General features: G+C 36.6%; 16 protein-coding genes. 6 read left to right on the forward strand and 10 right to left on the reverse strand.

Translation table 11 applies throughout. The annotated features are described in order from the left end of the window. Positions 1–28 precede the first annotated feature (28 nt). From LKL37_RS11355 to LKL37_RS11370, 4 genes are read right to left on the reverse strand one after another with little or no spacing between them, the layout of a single operon-like run. Positions 29–820, reverse strand: a complete 792-nt coding sequence (locus tag LKL37_RS11355; RefSeq protein ID WP_431610685.1) for a TerC family protein — start codon at positions 818–820, stop codon at positions 29–31. Beyond that, a complete protein-coding gene (locus LKL37_RS11360) occupies positions 807–2,015 on the reverse strand; it encodes a cation:dicarboxylate symporter family transporter (RefSeq protein WP_431610686.1) in 1,209 nt (402 codons plus the stop codon). The genes LKL37_RS11355 and LKL37_RS11360 overlap by 14 nt, the downstream gene beginning before the upstream one ends. 46 nt (positions 2,016–2,061) lie before the next feature. Then, positions 2,062–3,348: a CitMHS family transporter gene (locus tag LKL37_RS11365; protein ID WP_105702831.1), complete on the reverse strand. Its 1,287-nt coding sequence runs from the start codon at positions 3,346–3,348 to the stop codon at positions 2,062–2,064. A 24-nt stretch (positions 3,349–3,372) separates the two neighbouring features. Beyond that, positions 3,373–3,981 (reverse strand): DUF2490 domain-containing protein, encoded by a 609-nt coding sequence (locus LKL37_RS11370; RefSeq protein WP_431610687.1) that lies wholly within the window; start codon positions 3,979–3,981, stop codon positions 3,373–3,375. A 382-nt stretch (positions 3,982–4,363) separates the two neighbouring features. Here LKL37_RS11370 and LKL37_RS11375 point away from each other — a divergent pair, with 382 nt between their 5' ends. Together LKL37_RS11375 and LKL37_RS11380 are read left to right on the forward strand one after the other, a co-directional pair. After that, on the forward strand, positions 4,364–5,332 hold the full coding sequence (locus tag LKL37_RS11375) for a sensor histidine kinase (RefSeq protein ID WP_431610689.1): 969 nt from the start codon (positions 4,364–4,366) through the stop codon (positions 5,330–5,332). Beyond that, complete coding sequence (locus LKL37_RS11380) at positions 5,325–6,023, forward strand: LytR/AlgR family response regulator transcription factor (protein ID WP_431610690.1); 699 nt, start codon at positions 5,325–5,327, stop codon at positions 6,021–6,023. The genes LKL37_RS11375 and LKL37_RS11380 overlap by 8 nt, the downstream gene beginning before the upstream one ends. 53 nt (positions 6,024–6,076) lie before the next feature. On the opposite strand, the gene LKL37_RS11385 is transcribed toward LKL37_RS11380, so the two are convergent. The 4 genes from LKL37_RS11385 to LKL37_RS11400 all read right to left on the reverse strand — a co-directional run bounded on the left by LKL37_RS11385 (position 6,077) and on the right by LKL37_RS11400 (position 10,181). Beyond that, the gene (locus LKL37_RS11385) at positions 6,077–6,211 is read right to left on the reverse strand and encodes a hypothetical protein (protein WP_255812661.1); all 135 of its coding nucleotides are present in this window, start codon (positions 6,209–6,211) and stop codon (positions 6,077–6,079) included. A 159-nt stretch (positions 6,212–6,370) separates the two neighbouring features. Then, positions 6,371–7,093, reverse strand: a complete 723-nt coding sequence (locus tag LKL37_RS11390) for a hypothetical protein (protein ID WP_431610691.1) — start codon at positions 7,091–7,093, stop codon at positions 6,371–6,373. A gap of 56 nt (positions 7,094–7,149) precedes the next feature. Next, positions 7,150–9,534, reverse strand: coding sequence for a M1 family metallopeptidase (locus LKL37_RS11395; RefSeq protein ID WP_431610692.1), 2,385 nt, complete (start codon positions 9,532–9,534; stop codon positions 7,150–7,152). Positions 9,535–9,602: 68 nt separating this feature from the next. Next, complete coding sequence (locus LKL37_RS11400) at positions 9,603–10,181, reverse strand: HupE/UreJ family protein (protein ID WP_431610693.1); 579 nt, start codon at positions 10,179–10,181, stop codon at positions 9,603–9,605. A gap of 151 nt (positions 10,182–10,332) precedes the next feature. Between LKL37_RS11400 and LKL37_RS11405 the strand changes: the two genes are divergently transcribed. After that, positions 10,333–13,551 carry a S8/S53 family peptidase gene (locus tag LKL37_RS11405; protein WP_431610694.1) on the forward strand — a complete coding sequence of 1,073 codons (3,219 nt, stop codon included), beginning with the start codon at positions 10,333–10,335 and terminating at the stop codon, positions 13,549–13,551. A gap of 81 nt (positions 13,552–13,632) precedes the next feature. Further along, positions 13,633–14,148 carry a DUF6702 family protein gene (locus tag LKL37_RS11410; RefSeq protein WP_431610695.1) on the forward strand — a complete coding sequence of 172 codons (516 nt, stop codon included), beginning with the start codon at positions 13,633–13,635 and terminating at the stop codon, positions 14,146–14,148. Positions 14,149–14,153: 5 nt separating this feature from the next. Here the strand turns inward: LKL37_RS11410 and LKL37_RS11415 are convergent, their stop codons facing one another. After that, on the reverse strand, positions 14,154–14,747 hold the full coding sequence (locus tag LKL37_RS11415) for an ACP phosphodiesterase (protein WP_431610696.1): 594 nt from the start codon (positions 14,745–14,747) through the stop codon (positions 14,154–14,156). A 126-nt stretch (positions 14,748–14,873) separates the two neighbouring features. After that, positions 14,874–16,223 (reverse strand): DNA repair protein RadA, encoded by a 1,350-nt coding sequence (radA, locus tag LKL37_RS11420; RefSeq protein WP_431610697.1) that lies wholly within the window; start codon positions 16,221–16,223, stop codon positions 14,874–14,876. A gap of 138 nt (positions 16,224–16,361) precedes the next feature. Between radA and LKL37_RS11425 the strand changes: the two genes are divergently transcribed. Together LKL37_RS11425 and LKL37_RS11430 are read left to right on the forward strand one after the other, a co-directional pair. Continuing rightward, entirely contained in the window at positions 16,362–16,931 is a 570-nt protein-coding gene (locus tag LKL37_RS11425) for a YceI family protein (protein WP_431610698.1), read from the forward strand. A gap of 343 nt (positions 16,932–17,274) precedes the next feature. Beyond that, entirely contained in the window at positions 17,275–18,882 is a 1,608-nt protein-coding gene (locus LKL37_RS11430; RefSeq protein ID WP_431610700.1) for a CTP synthase, read from the forward strand. Positions 18,883–18,901 lie beyond the last annotated feature (19 nt).

The raw sequence follows: 18,901 nt of genomic DNA on the forward strand, positions 1-18,901 counted from the left end.
TTCCGAATGTGAAAATTTGGCAGAAAAATTATTTCTTACGGGCTGGAAATCCGAAAAGATAACTCGTAGCTACAGGAACTACAAACAAAAGAACGGTAATGGCGGAAACTAAAATTTCCATAGTATGACTGGCTAAAAATTGAGCGAATGCCGTAGCAGGGTAGAAGTGCTCATATAACGATAAACTTAGTTTAATCCCTAAAATAGCAATGACAGCAAAAGCGGCAGTTTCCAGAAAAGGAAATATCTGCATCAGACGAACAAACCACTGTGCGATAAATCTCATGGCTAAAATTCCTATAAATACGCCAAGTGTAATCAGAAGCAGGTTGTCTGAAAAAGCCACTGCAGCAAAAACATTATCTATAGAAAAAGCAAGATCCATGACTTCTACAATAGCAACCGTTGCCCAAAATTGACCCAGCAATCCGATAGAATTTTTATACAGCCAGCTGGATTCTTTGTCAGGATTTTCCTCCGGATTTTCTTCATCATTTGTGTTTTTCATCTTTTTGATAAACCAATCAAAAGAAATATAGAGAAGGTATAATCCTCCCAGTGGTTTTAGCCACCAAACTGAAATCAGTACAGAAGCAAAAATAAGAGCCAGCCCGCGAAACAGGTATGCTCCGAGGATTCCGTATTTTAAAGCTCTTTTTCTTTGATGTTCCGGAAGATCCATAACGATGGTCGCCAGTACTGCAGCATTATCTACAGAAAGAAGGCTTTCGATAAGGATAAGATTGCCGATGATGGCGATCGATTTTGCAGGGTTTTCTAATATGTCATTGAAGAGGTGTGTAAAATCAGGAAATATCATTTTTTAAAGGAATAGAATTTTGGTTAAGTTTTGAAATAATGGCAGCAGAAACTGTAATGCCTATGAAATTGGTAACAGATCTGGCTTCATTCATAAAGCGGTCTATGCTGTATAACAGGGCTAGATCTGTGGTGGGAATTTTTCCAAATCTGCTTAAAGTAAACATCAAGGCAAGGAAGCCCGAACCTGGTACTCCTGAAGCAGTTTTTGAAGCAATTGAAATGGTGATAAAAAGCCAGAAATAATCTTTTATTGTAAGTGGAATATTATAAAACTGGATAAGGAAAATACATGAAATTGAAAGGTAAATACATGCGCCTGCCAGATTAAAATTGTACCCTAGAGGAATAATAAGACGAAGTATTTTCCGGTCATATCCTTGTGATTCCATTTTATCAAAGATCATTGGAAATGCGGTCTTTGAAGAGGAGGTTGCTACCACAAGAATGATTTCTTCTTTGATGCTGATTAAAAAATCCCAAAGGTTAATTTTAAAGTAAGCCGTTATAACACCTAATATCCCGAAAATGAAAAATACACAGGTGAGATATACTGTGGCAACAATTTTACTTAATGGCAGCAAGGTATTGATTCCATATACAGAAATTCCATAAGCGATATTAGAGAAAATGACGATGGGAAGAAAGATGTAAACATACTTGATCAGTTTGAAAAACAGATTTCTTCCCATGTCTATAGCCTTAAGAATGTTATTCTTTTTCTTTGAAAGACCAATCAGAATACCTGCAGTTATTGATATTAAAAGAAAAAGTACATAGTTGCTAATATGTAAAGGATTTGTTGTTCTTGTTAAAAATCTTTCCGGAAGCGCTTTGTGGGAAGAAATCATAATTCCCGTATTGGCTCCCGGTTTTAAAAGAAGTCCGGATCCTATGCCCAATAAAATACTTATGGAAGTGATGATTAAAAAATACAGAACCATCTGGCTTACAATTTTAAAAGCATTTTTGGTGCTGAAAATGTAGCTTACCCCATACGTTACAGCAATAAAAATAACAGGAATAATCAAAACTTCAAGAAGCGTGAAAAAGTAACTGCTTACTGTTTCCAGATGTTTACTGACTTCCGGAAAATAATAACCGGTTAATGCTCCACAGATAATCGCCGTGAACACATACAGAGTAAGGTTTCTTAAATAGGAGTCTGTAAACGTTTTTTGCTTAGAAGGTTTCATCATTCACTTTTTATAAGGTAAGATTACAAAATTCAAAGATATAATCTTATATAATACCAAGAGCCAATGCACTCAGCAACATTACAATTGATGATCCGATAGCCCATTTTAAAGTGAATTTCAGATGGTCAGAGAATTCAACCCCTGCCAGTGAAACCAACAGATAAGTAGATGGTACCAACGGACTTAATAAATGAGAAGCCTGACCCACAAGACTGGCGCGTCCCAAAATATCAGGAGGAATATTCAGCTGGCTGCCTGTTGCTGTGATGACAGGCAATATTCCAAAATAATAAGCATCATTGGTCAGGAAAAAGGTAAGCGGTACGCTGAATACTGCGGTGATGACATTCAGATAGCCACCCCAGGTTTTAGGAACAATACTGATGATACTGTTTCCCATAGCATTCATAATTCCTGTACCATTCAGGATTCCTGTGAAAATTCCTGCACCGAAGATCATTCCTGCTACTGATAAAGCATTTCCAGCGTGTTTTGAAATAATTTTCTGCTGGTCTTTCAGTTTCGGATAATTAATCAGAGAAGCTATACAGAAGGCAATCATAAAGGCAATGCCCAAAGGAATAATATCAAGAATCATAACGCAAAGAAGGATAATGGTCAGGATTAAATTGACAATAATAAGTTTTGGACGTCTTAATGCAGGATCATCTTCACCGGCAATATCCTGTCCGCTGTATTTGGTATATTTTCCATGTTTGCTTATTCTTTTTTTCTCTCGAACTCCCAGAATATAAGCAACAAAAAATACCCATACCAGCCCGATCAGCATGACCGGAATCATAGGGACAAATATTTCAGTATGCCCCAGTTTAAGAGAACTCATTACTCTAGCGGTGGGACCTCCCCATGGTAGAATATTCATAATACCACCTGCGAGCATGATAATACAGGTTAAAACCAGAGGATTCATGCCCTGTTTTTTATAAAGTGGGAGTAATGCTGCCACTACAATAATGTAAGTGGAAGAGCCATCGCCGTCTAAAGAAACTAAAGTGGTGAGAAGGGCGGTTCCGATGGTTGTTTTTACAGGATTATCTCCTACAGCCTTTAATATAACATTGACAAGAGGCTCGAAAAGCCCGGTGTCAATCATCAGACTGAAATACAGGATGGCAAAAATCAGCATAACTCCCGTGAGTGCTATTTCTTTGACACCATTTTTCATCATATCTCCGAGATCAGGCCCGAATCCTGCTACTACAGCTATAAGAACCGGAACCAGGACTAAGGCGGTAAGTGGAGTCATCTTTTTGTTCATGATGAGAATCATGAAGATGAAAATCATTAAAAAGCCAAGAAAGGTCAGCATAGTTTTGTATAAATATTAATGAGGTTATTGTTGTTTCTTTTTTCTCCAGTCAAAGTTGTTTCTGAAGCCTATAAATCCGTAGTTACTTGTTTTTTTGGTTTCCAGCTGATTGATAAAGGCCAGCTCCAAAGCAGAATTTTTTCCTAGTTTTATTCCAAGACCTGCCGTAATACGATTGCTGTCGAAAGGTTCTAATTTGTCAACATTCATTCTTATTTCATTTTTGAGAATACCGTAGAGCTTTTCTTTTTCTCCTTTTTTATTGAAAGGAATTCTAACAGAGATCAGATACCGGATTCTCACTTCAAATTCATCTGGATTGCTGATAAAACGTTCTTCCACCCTAAGCCGGTTGGAAATTGATGTTCTTCCAATGTAATAATCAGCAGTCACCTGCTGGAAAGGTCTTTTTTCATATCTTATCTTTTTGGAATCGTCAGCATTATAAGATTCAAGGATCAAAAACATAGCCCCTGCAGCAGGTTTTATATTTTCCACCACTTCATAATCTACATAAGCATTCACGAGAAAAAGCCTTGTGTCATAGGCAAGATCAAAAGAACGGTATTGAGTAAGTGCGGTTAAAGTACTTTTATCCGTAAGCTTTGCCGACATGAGGTACTGAAACCACATATTATAGTTGTCTTTACTCTGACTGTGTAAAAGGCCGTTTATTAGGCAAAATGATAAAATTAGCGTTAATTGTATATTAAGTTTCATGTAATATTTGATTAATATTGCGGTTTCTCAAATATATTTATTCAGAAGAGCGGGTCTGGTTTTTTTCAATCAATGACAGTTTTTCTCAACGAACTGCATTTTGAGACAAAAAGATATTATATTTGATGCGTTTCAAAATAAGGTATGGACTATGTTTTTAATCATTAATTTTATAATTATATTATTGATTATCAGGATTTTATTTAGTGGTAAAATTCTGGAAAGCCTTATGAAGTACCGTTGGAAGTTTTTGTTGAGGTTTCAGCATATATTTTTCCTTTTTATCTTCATTTTGATGACTTATTTCACCGAAAACTACTTCCTGGATTCCACTCAGCTGGTGATAAGCATTATTTTGAATACCATTTTCAATGTTGGAATTTATTATCTGGTATACTATTATTTGGTTCCCCGATTCTATTTATCCAATAAGTATCCGGAGTTTATTCTCTATGCTTTAATCTGCTTTTTAGTGTCCAGCCTTTTCAGAATTCTGTGGGAGCCTGCCGTTTTTCAGATAGATTTCAACGAAAAGGGCTACCATGTAGGTTTTCTGTATAATGTGTACATTTCGCAGGGAATAATAATTCTTGTGGGTTCTTTTTTGGGAATTACCAAAGACAAATTTTTAATTGAACAGGATGTGATCAGCCTTGGAGAAGAGAAAGATCAGCTTTATCTTGATCTGCTGAAGTCTAAACTGAATCCTCATTTTCTGTTGAATACTCTTAATAACATCTATGCGAACAGTTTTACGCATTCGGAGAAGACATCAGATTCTATTTTGCAATTGAGCAAACTTCTGAAATATATTATTTATGATAGTGGAAAGGAAAAAGTAACGGTTGCCCAGGAGTTTTCTTCCCTGAAAGCGCTTGCTGCTTTGTACCAGCTTAAATACAATAATCAGCTTGATATTGTGATGGATATTGAAGATCAGGAAGAATTTGACATTGCTGAGATTCCGTCTGCTATCCTTCTTACTTTATTTGAAAATGCTTTAAAACATTCAGCAATAGGGGAAGATGCTCACGGTTTTATAAAACTGTTCTGTAAAATTGAGCGGTCTGAACTGTATTTTGAAATTATAAATTCTGTCGGGAAAGTTAGAATTCATCCGGTTGAATCCAATTATCATGGGTTGGGTAATGAAGCAATTATTCATATATTGGAAAAATTTTATATGGATCAGTATGAATTTTATTCCGGACCGAAAGAAAAAGATCAATATAAAATTGCTTTAACAATTACTATCAATGGCTAATCTGACTATCGTTAATGTAGATGATGAATATCCTGCATTGCAGCTTGTAAAACAATATTGCGATCAGCTTGAAGAGGTTGAATTGCTGGCTTCATTTCAGAAACCGGAAGAAGCACTGGCTTTTCTGAAAGCAAATAAAGTAGATCTGGTTGTTTTCGATATCAATATGCCCGGGATCAACGGAGTTGAACTTTTGCAGCAGCTTCCCGATCCGCCACTTTGTATTTTTATTACCTTGGAAACAAAATATGCTGTGAAAGCATTTGAGCTGGATGTTGTTCATTATCTTATAAAGCCTGTAGATTTTGATACTTTTAAAAAAGCAGTCAATAAAGCAAGAGATTTTGTTCAGTTTAAAAACTCAGCCAGCAGCCAGCAGCAGGAAGATTATATTATGTTCAAATCCAATTATGTGATGAATAAAGTTTTCCTTAAAGATATTCTATGGATACAGGGATTCGGAGAGTATATTGTCCTGATGACACCTCTGAAAAAGTATATGATTCTGGATAGAATGTCTAATTTCGAAGAGAAATTTCAACATTTCGGGTTTATCAGAATTCACAAGTCTTATATTGTGTTATCAGAGCATATCAATTCTTATAACTCAGGTCATGTTTTTTTGAAAAACGGAGATGAACTTCCGTTGGGAAGAACTTATAAAAAGAATTTAAAAGAACATTTAGGATAAAAAATAAAGCCGGAAATTTCCGGCTTTATCTTAAATTGTTATCTGATGACAGACTATGGACAATATTGTCCCGGTCCAATCCACAGGATGCATTGTCCTTTGTAATTGTACTCACAGCAAATACGTCCTGCTGCTCCGCCATTGATTGATTTCTGAGCATCTCTGCTTAATAATTTAGCGTTTTTCATAGTTAGAAATATTTTGATTTGTACGTTCCTGAGCATTTAAAGTCAATCAGGATTTTGACATTTGGTGTTTATGGTGATTCAAATATAAAACTTTTTAAGTCAGGTTGTTATGTTTTTTTGTAGACGAAAATAAGATGTTGGTGTTTGATTTCCAGTGATTTATTGAGTTGTTTCTAAATACATTTTTCTTCCTGTCATTTCTATATCCTGCTTTACAATTTTTCTTGTTACAGAATCAATATAATAGGTTACTGTAGTTGATTTATTGCTGATGTCATCATTGGTTTTAACAGCCCAGACAGGTTTTCCTTTATATTCTGTCTTTTGAGTATCCAGAATGTAGGCTTTCATTATACCTTTTTTCTCAGATTTGGGGTTATAATCGAAAATAGAAATCTCAACAGTATAATGTTCTTTCAAAGGAAGATATCTGATCAGTTGGGCATAGCTGCTGCTGTCGAAATAATGATCTGCAGGAATTTCGATCATATCTTTTTTCTGAGATTTCTTATCCAGATAATATCCGGTGACCTTATCTTTTTCAGACTTGAGAACCATGTCTCTCATTGAATTGTAAGAAGAGTGGTAGACTGGGTTGAAATTGGAAGTTTTTACAAGAGTAGAATCCGTCCATTGAGCATCCGGAGCCTGTTTCATTTTTACTATCGTTCTGATAAGAAGATCTGCTTTGTTCAGTTTTTTGATCTCAGTAATAATGCTTCCTATTTCTATTTTTGTGCCTGCATTTTCAGCAAACCATACCGCTTCAGAAGTTTCATCCTGAATGAGTTTTGAATTGATCCCGGAATTTTCAGGAGTAAGTAGCTTCTGGGAAAAAAAATTAGCACTACTTAGTATTAAAAGGAAAAGAATAGTTTTCATGATCTTTTTAATAATAAGTAGTGCTGTATTTGTTAAAAGTTACAACATTTTGATTTTTAACTCTTTCCGGCGGCCTGCATCGGATTCACCTTTCCGGTGGAGCCTCCTCTTACAGAACCCGCTTCCTGTTTTTGTTTAAAGAGCTGGAATTTTGAAGTTTCAGCACCAGATCCGGCACTGGTCCATAAATTATTGGTTGTATCAATATCAGCAGTTTCTCTCATCGGATCAAGCTGAATAGATTTTACTTTCTTATCAAAATAATAGGTTTTGGAAACCTTTTGCTCGTTCAGTCTCCAGATTTGTGCTGCAGACTTGTCATATAATTTTGATCCATCTTCAAAAGTGAATTCAAGGATGATAGGCATTACGAGCCCGCCTTTGTTCACAAAGTCTATCTGGTATCCAGTAATATTCTTGAACTTTTCTTTATCCTTGGCATCTAAAGGAAGACCTGCCTCTGTTTTGATGGTGTATTCCTTATTATTTACTTTTTCCTGACCTCTGTCATATCGGTAATAGAAATCCTGAGCGTCCTTATCACTGTCAACATAGAATTTAATATTCTTGTCTTCTCTGTTTCTGATTTTTGAAAGGTCTTCAAAACTGTTTACCAAAGGTTTCTCTACCTGATATTTTACTTCCGCCGCTGCTTTTGGATCTGTTTCAAGGTTTGGAACAGCTACCGTTACTTTATCAATAGCGATATCTACAGGATCTGTACCGTAGAACCACCCTCTCCAGAACCAGTCAAGATCTTCACCACTGGCATCTTCCATTGTACGGAATAAATCTGCGGGTTCAGGATGTTTGAATGCCCATCTTTTAGCATAGGTTTTAAAAGCTTTGTCAAAAAGCTCTCTTCCCATGATCGTTTCACGAAGAATATTCAGTCCTGTAGCAGGTTTTGAATACGCATTCGGACCATACTGAACAATATTTTCAGAGTTACTCATAATAGGCTCCAGCTGATCTTTCGGCAGTTTCATATAATCTACGATCGTCCATGCCGGTCCTCTTTTGGAAGGGAATTTATTATCCCATTTTTCTTCTGTAAGATATTCTGTAAATGTATTCAGGCCTTCGTCCATCCATGCCCATTGTCTTTCATCAGAATTGATGATCATAGGGAAGAAGTTGTGGCCCACTTCATGGATGATTACCCCAAGCATTCCATTTTTTGTTCCTTCAGAATAGGTCCCGTCTTTCTCCGTTCTTCCGAAATTGAAACAGATCATAGGATATTCCATTCCGTTGGCTGCTTCTACAGACTGTGCTACAGGATATGGATAAGGAATGGTAAATTCTGAATAGGTTTTGATGGTATGAGCAACAGCCTTTGTGGAAAACTTTCTGTAAAGACCATAAGATTCTTTTGGATAGAAGCTCATTGCCATTACCTTGTTATTATTTTCAGGAATCGTTACACGCATTCCGTCCCAGACAAACTTTCTGGAAGAAGTCCATGCAAAATCACGAACATCTTTCGCTTCAAAAACCCATGTTTTTCTTTGTTTTGAATGATTTTTTTCGGCTTTTTTAGCTTCATCCAACGTTACAATTTCAATAGGCTCAGCTGCGTTTTCAGCCTTTTTATATCTTGATAGTTGATCAGAGGTAAGCACCTGATCATAGTTTTTACATTCTCCGGTTCCTCCTACAATATGATCGGCAGGAACATTCATAGAAACTTTAAAATCTCCGAAGACCAAAGCAAACTCACCTCTTCCGGTAAACTGATGGTTTTGCCATCCCTGGAAATCACTGTATACACACATTCTCGGATACCATTGTGCCATCGTATACAGATCATTGCCGTCTTCAGGGAAGTTTTCATAGCCACCTCGGCCTCCCATTTTGATTCTGTTGGAAATATTGTAGTTCCAGTCTACTTTGAAAACGAATTTTTCCCCTTTTTTCAAAACTTTAGGAAGATCAATACGCATCATCGTCTTGTTGACGGTATACTTCAAAGGATTTCCTGAAGCATCAGTTACTTTTTCAAGACTTACTCCATAGCCATTGTCTTTCACGGGAAGCTCAGAAACTTTAAGCTGCTGATCTGTGGTGGAAGGACGAAGAACAGATGAAGCGTCGTATCCGGCGTTTCTGATGCTTGAATGTTCATTTTCATCAAGCTGCAGCCAGATATAATCCAGTTCATCCGGAGAATTGTTGTAGTAGGTAACGGTTTCCGAACCTTTCAGATTTCTTTTATCCTCATCCAGATAGGCGGAAATGTTATAATCGGCTCTGTTTTGCCAGTATCCGTGTCCCGGAGCTCCTGAAGCCGTTCTGTAGATGTTGGGTGTTGGTAGAATTGTTCCCAGCTGCTCAAACCTGTTACCATGATTGCTGCCTGGGTTATTCTGAATATTTTGTGCGGTGAAACCTGTATATGCAAATACAGAAATTGAAAGTATAACAACTTTTAGTTTCATAACCGAAAAGGATTTATTAATGATCAAATATAGGAATAAGCTGTTGAAATAATATCAATATTTAACTTTTAAAAAGGAATTCTTTCCAATGTCATTTTTAAGGAAAGAGCAAATACTCCGGAAGAGACAAAAAGAATCCAGTCTTTCTTATTCACTTTAAAAATGTTAAGCAGTATAAACAGAATCATTAAAATAGCAGAAACAATTACAATCTGCCCAAGTTCGAGACCTATATTGAAGCCTAATAGCGGTAATGCAATGCTTTGACTTTTTGCAATCATTACTCTTGCTGTATTGGCGAATCCCATTCCATGAACAAGTCCGAAAATGAGAGCAAGATAATAGTTAGCCCGCATCAGAGTCTGCTTATGGTTTTTCATGATAATATTATCCAAAGAAGTCAGAACAATAGTCAAAGGAATTAAAAATTCAACCCAGTCAGATGGAACTCTGAAAACATCTAGAATACTTAAAGCCAGTGTAATGGAATGTCCTATTGTAAATGCGGTAACCAGAATCAGTATTTTCTTCCAGTCATTATAAGAATACACGGCAATCAAAGCAAGAACAAACAGCTGATGATCTAAGGCATCCAAAGAGATAATATGTTCCCACCCGAGTTGTAAATAAAAAAGAAAATCCTGCATTTTGGTTAAAAAATTTTATATTTTGAATATTTTGTTAAAATTTAATTAATTTAATGTTTGTTTTCATATTTTTACTTTAATAATTATCAATATGGTGAATTATTTGTATATAAAATAAAAATTGTATAATTGTGTATCTAAAAAAATGAAAATGGATATTAAAAAATTATTCTTTACAAAAGTACACATTTCGCCCGGAGCAACGAAGCTTCTGCGAAATGCTACTGTAGCATTTTTGGGGTTGTATTCCTATGCTTTTTTTGGGCAAGTACAAAAATTAGACTCCAGATTTGATATTTTATTGAAAAATAAGGAGAGCATTGCCAATGGAAGAGCTGTAAAAGAATTGGAACGCCCGGATATGAAACTTGATCAACATTTGGTGGTGACTTCAAAAGGAGCACAAACCATGTATTCATGTATTATTTATACTAAAGAACCGGAAAAACTGAAAGCTGACGGTTTTCTGGTACAAAGCCAGCTGCCAACTTTCTCTACAGCGTTAGTTTCCATTGAAGATATTGAAAGACTGATGACGTTATCCTATGTGACTTCAGTAGCTGCACCTGCATTCGATGAACTTCATAATGATGTAAGTAGAGCTCAATCCGGAGCAAGTCTTTTGCAGGATGGAGTTTTTAATAACACGGCTTATAACGGTACCGGTGTCCTAGTAGGGATTTATGACAGTGGAATAGACTGGAAACATCCTGATTTTCGAAAAGCTGATGACCAGACAAAAAGCAGAATTGTTTCCATCTGGGATCAGACATTAACGGCGCAATTTGGAGAGACAACACCTACAGGGTTTTCAACAGGAGTAGAATACACAAGAGCACAGATTGAAGATGAACTGGATGGAACGCCTACAGGCTACGTTCGTGAAAATGATACCAACGGACATGGAACCCACGTTTCGGGTACGGCTGCAGGAAATGGAGCCGCTTTTACTGATAAAAGACACAAAGGATTCTCATCTGATGCAGATATTGTCTTTGTAAAAGGAGGTAACGGATCTTTTCCTACTACCAATACTATCAATGCTTTAACTTATTTCAAAAATGTAGCCACGGCTCTCAATAAACCTATCGTTGTTAATATGAGTATTGGCGGACAGGGAACCGCCCATGACGGAACTTCCAGTCATGAAGTAGCAGCTAACAGTTTTACTACTTCAGGCACGGGAAGAGTAGTCGTTATTTCTGCAGGGAATGATTATGGAGCTAATCTTCACAGAAAAGTGGATATAGCAGCCAATGCAGCACAGACCTATACTTTTACAGTAGCAAGCAATACTTCTGCAGCATCCGTATTTTCATTTATTATGTATGCTAATGATAACTCTCCTGTTACAGCCAAGCTAACAACTCCTGATGGACAGGTATATACCCAAAATATAAGTACTACCACTACTCATAGTATACTGGGAGGAGATCTTACAGCTACGATGTATAATTATTGGGGAAATGATAATAACAAACGATATGTTCAGCTGGTAGTATCCAGAATTTCAGGAACTACGAATGCTCAAGGGAATTATACATTAGAAATTACCAACAACGGAACACAGCAGATCACAACCCATGGCTGGTTGTATAGCCAGGGAGTGGCAACAACATTACAAAACGGAGATAATGAATATATTGTAGGATCACCAGGAAATGCTTCTAATGCTATTACTGTAGCCTCATATATGGGAAGAGCAAGTTGGTATAGCGGAGCAAGCGGTTATTTTACGCTTACTCCACAGGAATCTATCTCTTCATTCAGTTCACAGGGACCAAGAGTGGATGGTGTTCAAAAACCGGAGATCGCAGGTTCTGGTCAGAATGTAATTTCTTCAAGATCCGCTGATTCGGCTCCTGCAGCAACAGATATTATTGCTGGAACTACTTATTATGTGAAAAACCAGGGAACAAGTATGTCTTCACCAGGAGTTGCGGGAGCAGTAGGGCTATTGCTTCAGGCAAATCCTACATTGACTGCAGCACAGGTGAAATCACGTCTTACAGCTAACGCAAGAATGGACGGTGCAACCGGTGCTGTTCCAAACATGAGATGGGGATATGGTAAATTGGACATCTATAAAGCCGTTACTGACGAATTGGGTTGTGTAAAATCTAATTTTGAAACGGTAGGCTATGATGAACCTTATATTATTGCCAATACAGAAGCTAATTATTATTTTGATAATATAGCCCTTGCCGTAAGATATACCCCAACATTAACAGGGAAATTGGGTGGCTTTTCATTTTTAACAGGAACTTCACTCCCTTCAGATATTCCGGTTGATATTCAAATCAGAAAAGTGAATGCCAGTGGGAACCCGGGAGATATTATTGCCACTAAAACCATCACTTCGTGGCTTAATAATACGCAGAAATTTACATGGAACTATGTGAATCTTTCCGATCTGAACGTACAAATGGTTACCGGAAAAGAATTTTATATCGTAGTGAATGGCTTAGGAGGAAGAATTGCCATGAAAGCTGAGAATGCAGTAGTAAATAACAGATCTAAAACTTCTACAGACGGTACTACATGGACATCCAGAACTTTTGATCTTAAAATGAGAGCTGTAGTCTATGAAAATATTGCTGAAGTAAAGAATTTAGCCACTTCCAATCAAACGAAAGCAAATACCGTAGCTAATGGAAACAATTATTTCACCAATGCCTGCCAGCTTATTGCAAGAGTTGAGAAAGAAACAGCAAGTACAGTAACAGGAAATGTAACTTCAAAAGTATGGGTGGATAATGCACAGCCAAACTATGTGGCAAGAAGATATGAAATCAATTCTGATGCAAACACGACTACAGCAACCGGAAAAGTAACTTTATACTTCAAGCAGGCTGATTTTGATGCTTATAACCTGACAACCGGAGTGAAACTACCTACTTCACCTACTGATGTTGCCAATAAAGCCAATCTTCTTATTGAAAAATATACAGGAACAAGTACTACAGGTACCACAGCTTCTTTTGGAGGAACAGCAACTATTATTACTCCTGATATTGCAGATATAATCTGGAATGATACCTATCAATACTGGGAAGTAAGCTTCCAGGCAGCAGGTTTTGGCGGATATTTTGTTAAAACAGGAACTACATTAGGAACAGCAGATGTTAAACTGAATTCAGAAGTGAATATCACTCCGAATCCTGCGAAAGATTTTGTAAATGTAATATTGGGCAGACATTCTAAAGGAGGCGTAACCATTTATGATGTTTCAGGAAAATTGGTAAAAACTGTAAATGTAGATACTAATTCAAGTAAAATTAATGTTTCGGAATTAGTGAAAGGAATTTATCTGTTCACCATTGTACTGGAAGATAATACAAAAATTACGAAAAAAGTAATTAAAGAATAAGACTTCATTATCAAATTCAAATAATAAAGCAGCAGTTTCTATAACTGTTGCTTTTTTTATATTTGCTGTAAAATAAAATTCATGTCACGTAAGTTTTTTTGGAGTTTTCTTTTATTATTAACGATGGTTTTTCAGAGTTTTACAAGCAGTGAAGCTTTTCACCCCTATCATGTAGGTTCTGTAGAAATTAATTATAATTCAAAATCCAGAACATTTGAAGTGACGGGAAGATTCTTCCTTGATGACATGGAAAACGGTCTGGGAAAAAAATATGGAGGAGCTTTTCATTTTAACGATGAAAAATACAAGGCAAAACTGAATGACGCCTTACAGAAATACTGCTCAGAGTATTTCAAATTAAAAGCCGACAACAAATTTTTGAAAGTCAACTATATAGGCTACGAAGAAGATCAGGAATCTGTAAATGTTTTTCTGGAATCTGAACCCGTTGCCACGCCTAAAAAAGTAGTAACTGCAGTAAGTTTTCTTTATAATCTTTTTGATGATCAGATCAATATAGTCCATATCATTGTGAACGGCCAAAGAAACAGTGAAAAACTTACCTATCCTAACCGCTATCTTTATAAGCAGTTTTAAGAATATTAATTTTCCAGCTGAAGTAATGTATTAATCCCTTTTGCATGGGCGAGCAGATCAGGAAAAAAATCATCATAACATTGCTGAAGAAGGTCCTTATTCTCTAAAAAAGCTTCAAAAACGGGAATGTCTTTATCAAGATATTTGGCTTTATTCAGCACATTCTGAATACTGAATTTAATTCCCCAGTCTTCACGGTAATTATAAAGCCAGTCGTCATGCTCCATTTTGACAAGCATTTTTTTGAAATTTTCCGGCAGCCATTGCTCATTGGCATTGAGAGCTTTATAGACTCTGAGGGAATGCGCTTTCCACTCTGTCAAGGAGTTTAGTGAAAGATCTCTGGCTACAAAGTGATCCATAGAAACATCTACAAATGCACCTGCATACAATCTTACCAAAGGAGCAAATACTTTTTTGGCTTCATGAATGGCGGGATGAGAATCGGTAAACGTATCAATAGCTCTGTGCAGTGTAATTCCGTCCTGAATATCTTTCGGAAAAGTAAAACGATCCCTGTTGCGGATAAAATCTTCGAGAAATTGCCCCACGATCTGTCCGTCGGTAAAAGAAAGAAAAGAATGAGCCAGATAATTCATAACTTAAAGGTATGAATTAAATGCTAATGTTGGGAACAATAGTGAATAGTGAATTCGCTTCGCTTGTGAATTTTTATCCCCTCTCAATTGATTATTGATTTGCGTAGCAAAATTGACCACTCACATTTAGAAAAGTCTCTCATGGAAATCCTCAATTTTACTCACTTCTTCTATCTTTATTCCAAATTTTCTTTTTGGAATTTTATTTAGATTGGAAACAAAGATTTTTTCATACCCCAGTTTTTCAGCCTCGGTAATTCTTTGTTCTACCTGTGCTATAGGACGTATTTCACCGCTTAATCCAATTTCACCGGCAAAGCAGTAATGTTCTGAGATGGCAATATCTTCATTTGATGAAAGAACGGAAGCAATGACAGCCAGATCCAGTGCCGGATCATCAGTTTTTATCCCTCCTGTAATATTCAGGAAAACGTCTTTAGCCCCCAGTTGGAAACCTGCTCTTTTTTCCAGAACAGCCAAAAGCATATTCAGCCTTTTGGAATCAAAACCTGTGCAGCTTCTTTGAGGTGTACCATAAACAGCTGTACTTACCAATGCCTGAATCTCCAGAAGCATAGGCCGGTTTCCTTCCAGCGTTACTGCAACAGAGTTTCCGGAAAGTTCTTCAAATTTCTTGGTGATCAGAATTTCAGAAGGATTTTTGATTTCTTTCAGTCCCTGAGAAACCATTTCATAGATACCAATCTCGGAAGTAGATCCGAAACGGTTTTTATTAGCTCTCAACAGTCTGAAAAGGTGATTTCGGTCTCCATCGAAATTCAGAACCACATCCACCATATGTTCCAGAACTTTTGGTCCTGCAATTTGGCCGTCTTTGGTGATGTGTCCTACAAGAAATACAGGAGTATTGTTTTCTTTGGCATATTTGATAATCTCATTGGAGCATTCCCGAATTTGAGATACTGTTCCCGGAGAACTTTCTATCAGCTGAGACTGCAGCGTTTGAATAGAATCTATGATCATAAAATCCGGTTCCAGTTTCTTTGCTTCATGAAGGATTTTCTCCAGTGAAGTTTCTGTGAAAAGAAAACAGTTAGGATTTTGAATATCCGTCAATCTGTCTGCTCTCATTTTAATCTGAGAAGCACTTTCTTCACCGGAAACATAGAAGATTTTTTTCTTCATTTTCAAAGCAAGCTGAAGCAGTAAAGTAGATTTTCCAATTCCTGGTTCGCCGCCAATCAATGTAACAGAACCTAAAACAATTCCACCTCCTAAAACGCGGTTCAGTTCTTCGGAAGGCGTTTTTATTCTCGGCTCTTCACTCGTTTCCACTTCAACAATATTGATAACATGTTGTTTGGTTTTTGAGAAAGGAGGTGTTTTATGAGAGGGTTTTTCAACCACTTCTTCCACCAATGTATTCCATTCTCCACAGTTTTTACATTGCCCGAGCCATTGTGGATATTGAGTTCCGCAGTTTTGACAGAAATATGCTGTTTTCAGTTTTGCCATACTGCGAAGTTATAAAAAAAGCATTTTTATTTCAGGATCTAAATGGATTTAATATTAAAAACTAATACATCCATGGTAGAGATTTCTTTCATATCTTAGCTTCATTCAATTAAAATAGTAATGTAAAATATAATTACAATGAAAAAAGTATTTTTATCTTTCGTATTTGCGCTTTTAAGTGTTGTCGCGTTTGCACAAGGTACCTGGGAAGCAGACCAGATGCATTCTTCTGTCAACTTTAATATTAAGCATATGGGAATTAGCTTTGTACAGGGAAGATTTGATAAGTTTGACGGAAGAGTAGCTACGAGTGGCGCTAGTCTGGATAAGGCAGATTTAAGCTTCTCCGTAAGTGTTGCTAGCATTAATACCGGAGTGAACGTGAGAGACAGACATCTTGTAAGTGAAGACTTTTTTGATGTGGAGAAATACCCAATCATTGAATTTAAAAGTTCTTCTGTAACAAAAGATAAAAACAACAATTATATTGTTAAAGGGAAACTGACTATGAAAGGAGTGGAAAAAGAAATCACTGCTCCGGTTACATTCGGTGGTATTACAAAGAACAAGGACGGAAAAGAAATCATGGGAATTCAGACGAAATTTACAGTAAACCGTCTGGACTATGGAATCAAGTATGATCCAACAGCTGCTGGCATTGCAAAGGATGTTGAAATAACTGCTTACTTTGAACTGGTGAAGCAATAACATTTCAGACCATAAAGTATAAAAAGGTTTTCCATTCAAATGGAAAATCTTTTTTGTTTGTAAAAGTTGATGAAAAGTTCATGAGATCATTAAAGATATTGATTGGGCATGATTTTATTTCTCTGAAAAATAATAAAACAAGCGCAAGGAGCAGTTGAAATTTGGGTGTTAATTTATATACAGAAATCATGATGGTTATAGCTTTGCTTCATTTGCTTATACTCAATACAGATAAAAATTTTTGTCAGGGTTTATGATTGTTTGAAGGGTGTTTTATCATTTTCAAATTGCAAAAGATTGCTTTGTATCTCTTTTTCCCATAACTTTGCACAAACCTAATCTAATGAGTAAAAAGAATACAAAGTACATCTTTGTGACAGGAGGTGTAACTTCATCTTTGGGAAAAGGAATCGTGTCTGCTTCTCTGGGACTATTGCTAAAATCACGCGGTTTTAATGTAACGATCCAAAAACTAGATCCTTATATCAATATCGACCCGGGAACTTTGAATCCTTATGAGCACGGAGAGTGCTATGTGACTGAAGATGGTGCAGAGACGGATCTGGATTTAGGCCACTATGAGCGTTATCTTGATGCTCCTACATCCCAAAACAACAACGTTACTACAGGAAAAATCTACCAGACTGTAATTGAAAAAGAAAGAAAAGGAGATTTCCTTGGAAAAACAGTTCAGGTAATTCCTCATATCACTAACGAAATTAAGCGTAGAATTAAAATGCTTTCCAAGCAGAACTACGATATCATTATTACTGAGATCGGAGGAACTGTAGGGGATATTGAATCTTTACCGTACATTGAAACTGTTCGCCAGTTGAAATGGGAGTTAGGAGAGAAAAACTCTATGGTAATTCACCTTACTTTACTGCCTTATTTGGCTTCAAGTGGAGAATTAAAAACAAAACCATCTCAGCATTCCGTACGTCAGTTGATGGAAAGCGGAATTATGGCAGATGTTTTAGTGTGCAGAACAGAACATAAAATTCCTAAAGATCAGAGAGCAAAATTAGCTCAGTTCTGTAACGTTCCTTTAGACAATGTTATCGAATGTAAAGATCTTGAAACGATCTATGAAGTTCCAATGTATCTTCAGAAGCAGAATTTCGATGATGTAGTATTGAAGGAACTGGATCTGAAAAGTGATAAAGACGCAGATCTTAAAGACTGGAAGAGTTTCCTTAAGAAATTCCAGAACCCTAAGAAAACAGTTGAAATTGCATTGGTAGGAAAATATATTTCCCTTCAGGATTCTTATATTTCTATTGCTGAAGCTTTCAAACATGCAGGAGCAGACCTTGAAACTGAAGTAAAAGTAAGATGGGTATACAGTGGAGATATTACTGAAGAAAATATCAAAGATACGCTGAAAGGAGTGAATGGTATCCTTGTCGCTCCAGGTTTCGGAGACAGAGGAATTGAAGGAAAAGTTCTTACAGCAAAATATGCAAGAGAAAATAAAATTCCAATGTTGGGAATTTGTTTAGGAATGCAGATTATGACTATTGAATTTGCAAGAAATGTTTTAGGACACACGAAAGCAAACTCAATGGAATTTGATACAGCAACTCCTGATCCTGTAATTTCTTTGATGGAAGAACAGAAAAATGTAGTTGACAAAGGTGGAACTATGCGTCTTGGAGCATGGAAGTGTTCATTGAAAAACGGTTCTAAATTATATGATGTGTACGGAAGCAAAAATATTTCTGAAAGACACCGTCACCGTTATGAATTCAACAGTGATTATCTTCAGGAATTTGAAAAGAATGGTTTCCTTGCTACAGGTACAAACCCTGAGACAGGTTTGGTAGAAGCACTTGAGCTTTCTGACCACCCATTCTATGTAGGGGTTCAGTATCACCCGGAATATAAGAGTACGGTAGCTACGCCGCATCCTTTGTTCAGAGCTTTCATCAAGGCTTGCGAAAAGAAATAAGGTAAAATTTTATCATAAA

Source organism: Chryseobacterium sp. 'Rf worker isolate 10' (assembly GCF_050753305.1).
GTDB lineage: Bacteria > Bacteroidota > Bacteroidia > Flavobacteriales > Weeksellaceae > Chryseobacterium.

What these genes read in the sequence shown, in the direction of transcription:
- LKL37_RS11425 (WP_431610698.1), top strand. Translation starts at nt 16,362, where the DNA reads ATGAAAAAAGTATTTTTATCTTTCGTATTTGCGCTTTTAAGTGTTGTC.
- LKL37_RS11365 (WP_105702831.1), bottom strand. Translation starts at nt 3,348, where the DNA reads ATGCTGACCTTTCTTGGCTTTTTAATGATTTTCATCTTCATGATTCTC.
- radA (WP_431610697.1), bottom strand. Translation starts at nt 16,223, where the DNA reads ATGGCAAAACTGAAAACAGCATATTTCTGTCAAAACTGCGGAACTCAA.
- LKL37_RS11360 (WP_431610686.1), bottom strand. Translation starts at nt 2,015, where the DNA reads ATGAAACCTTCTAAGCAAAAAACGTTTACAGACTCCTATTTAAGAAAC.
- LKL37_RS11400 (WP_431610693.1), bottom strand. Translation starts at nt 10,181, where the DNA reads ATGCAGGATTTTCTTTTTTATTTACAACTCGGGTGGGAACATATTATC.
- LKL37_RS11380 (WP_431610690.1), top strand. Translation starts at nt 5,325, where the DNA reads ATGGCTAATCTGACTATCGTTAATGTAGATGATGAATATCCTGCATTG.
- LKL37_RS11415 (WP_431610696.1), bottom strand. Translation starts at nt 14,747, where the DNA reads ATGAATTATCTGGCTCATTCTTTTCTTTCTTTTACCGACGGACAGATC.
- LKL37_RS11410 (WP_431610695.1), top strand. Translation starts at nt 13,633, where the DNA reads ATGTCACGTAAGTTTTTTTGGAGTTTTCTTTTATTATTAACGATGGTT.
- LKL37_RS11375 (WP_431610689.1), top strand. Translation starts at nt 4,364, where the DNA reads ATGACTTATTTCACCGAAAACTACTTCCTGGATTCCACTCAGCTGGTG.
- LKL37_RS11390 (WP_431610691.1), bottom strand. Translation starts at nt 7,093, where the DNA reads ATGAAAACTATTCTTTTCCTTTTAATACTAAGTAGTGCTAATTTTTTT.
- LKL37_RS11355 (WP_431610685.1), bottom strand. Translation starts at nt 820, where the DNA reads ATGATATTTCCTGATTTTACACACCTCTTCAATGACATATTAGAAAAC.
- LKL37_RS11395 (WP_431610692.1), bottom strand. Translation starts at nt 9,534, where the DNA reads ATGAAACTAAAAGTTGTTATACTTTCAATTTCTGTATTTGCATATACA.
- LKL37_RS11370 (WP_431610687.1), bottom strand. Translation starts at nt 3,981, where the DNA reads ATGTGGTTTCAGTACCTCATGTCGGCAAAGCTTACGGATAAAAGTACT.
- LKL37_RS11430 (WP_431610700.1), top strand. Translation starts at nt 17,275, where the DNA reads ATGAGTAAAAAGAATACAAAGTACATCTTTGTGACAGGAGGTGTAACT.
- LKL37_RS11385 (WP_255812661.1), bottom strand. Translation starts at nt 6,211, where the DNA reads ATGAAAAACGCTAAATTATTAAGCAGAGATGCTCAGAAATCAATCAAT.
- LKL37_RS11405 (WP_431610694.1), top strand. Translation starts at nt 10,333, where the DNA reads ATGGATATTAAAAAATTATTCTTTACAAAAGTACACATTTCGCCCGGA.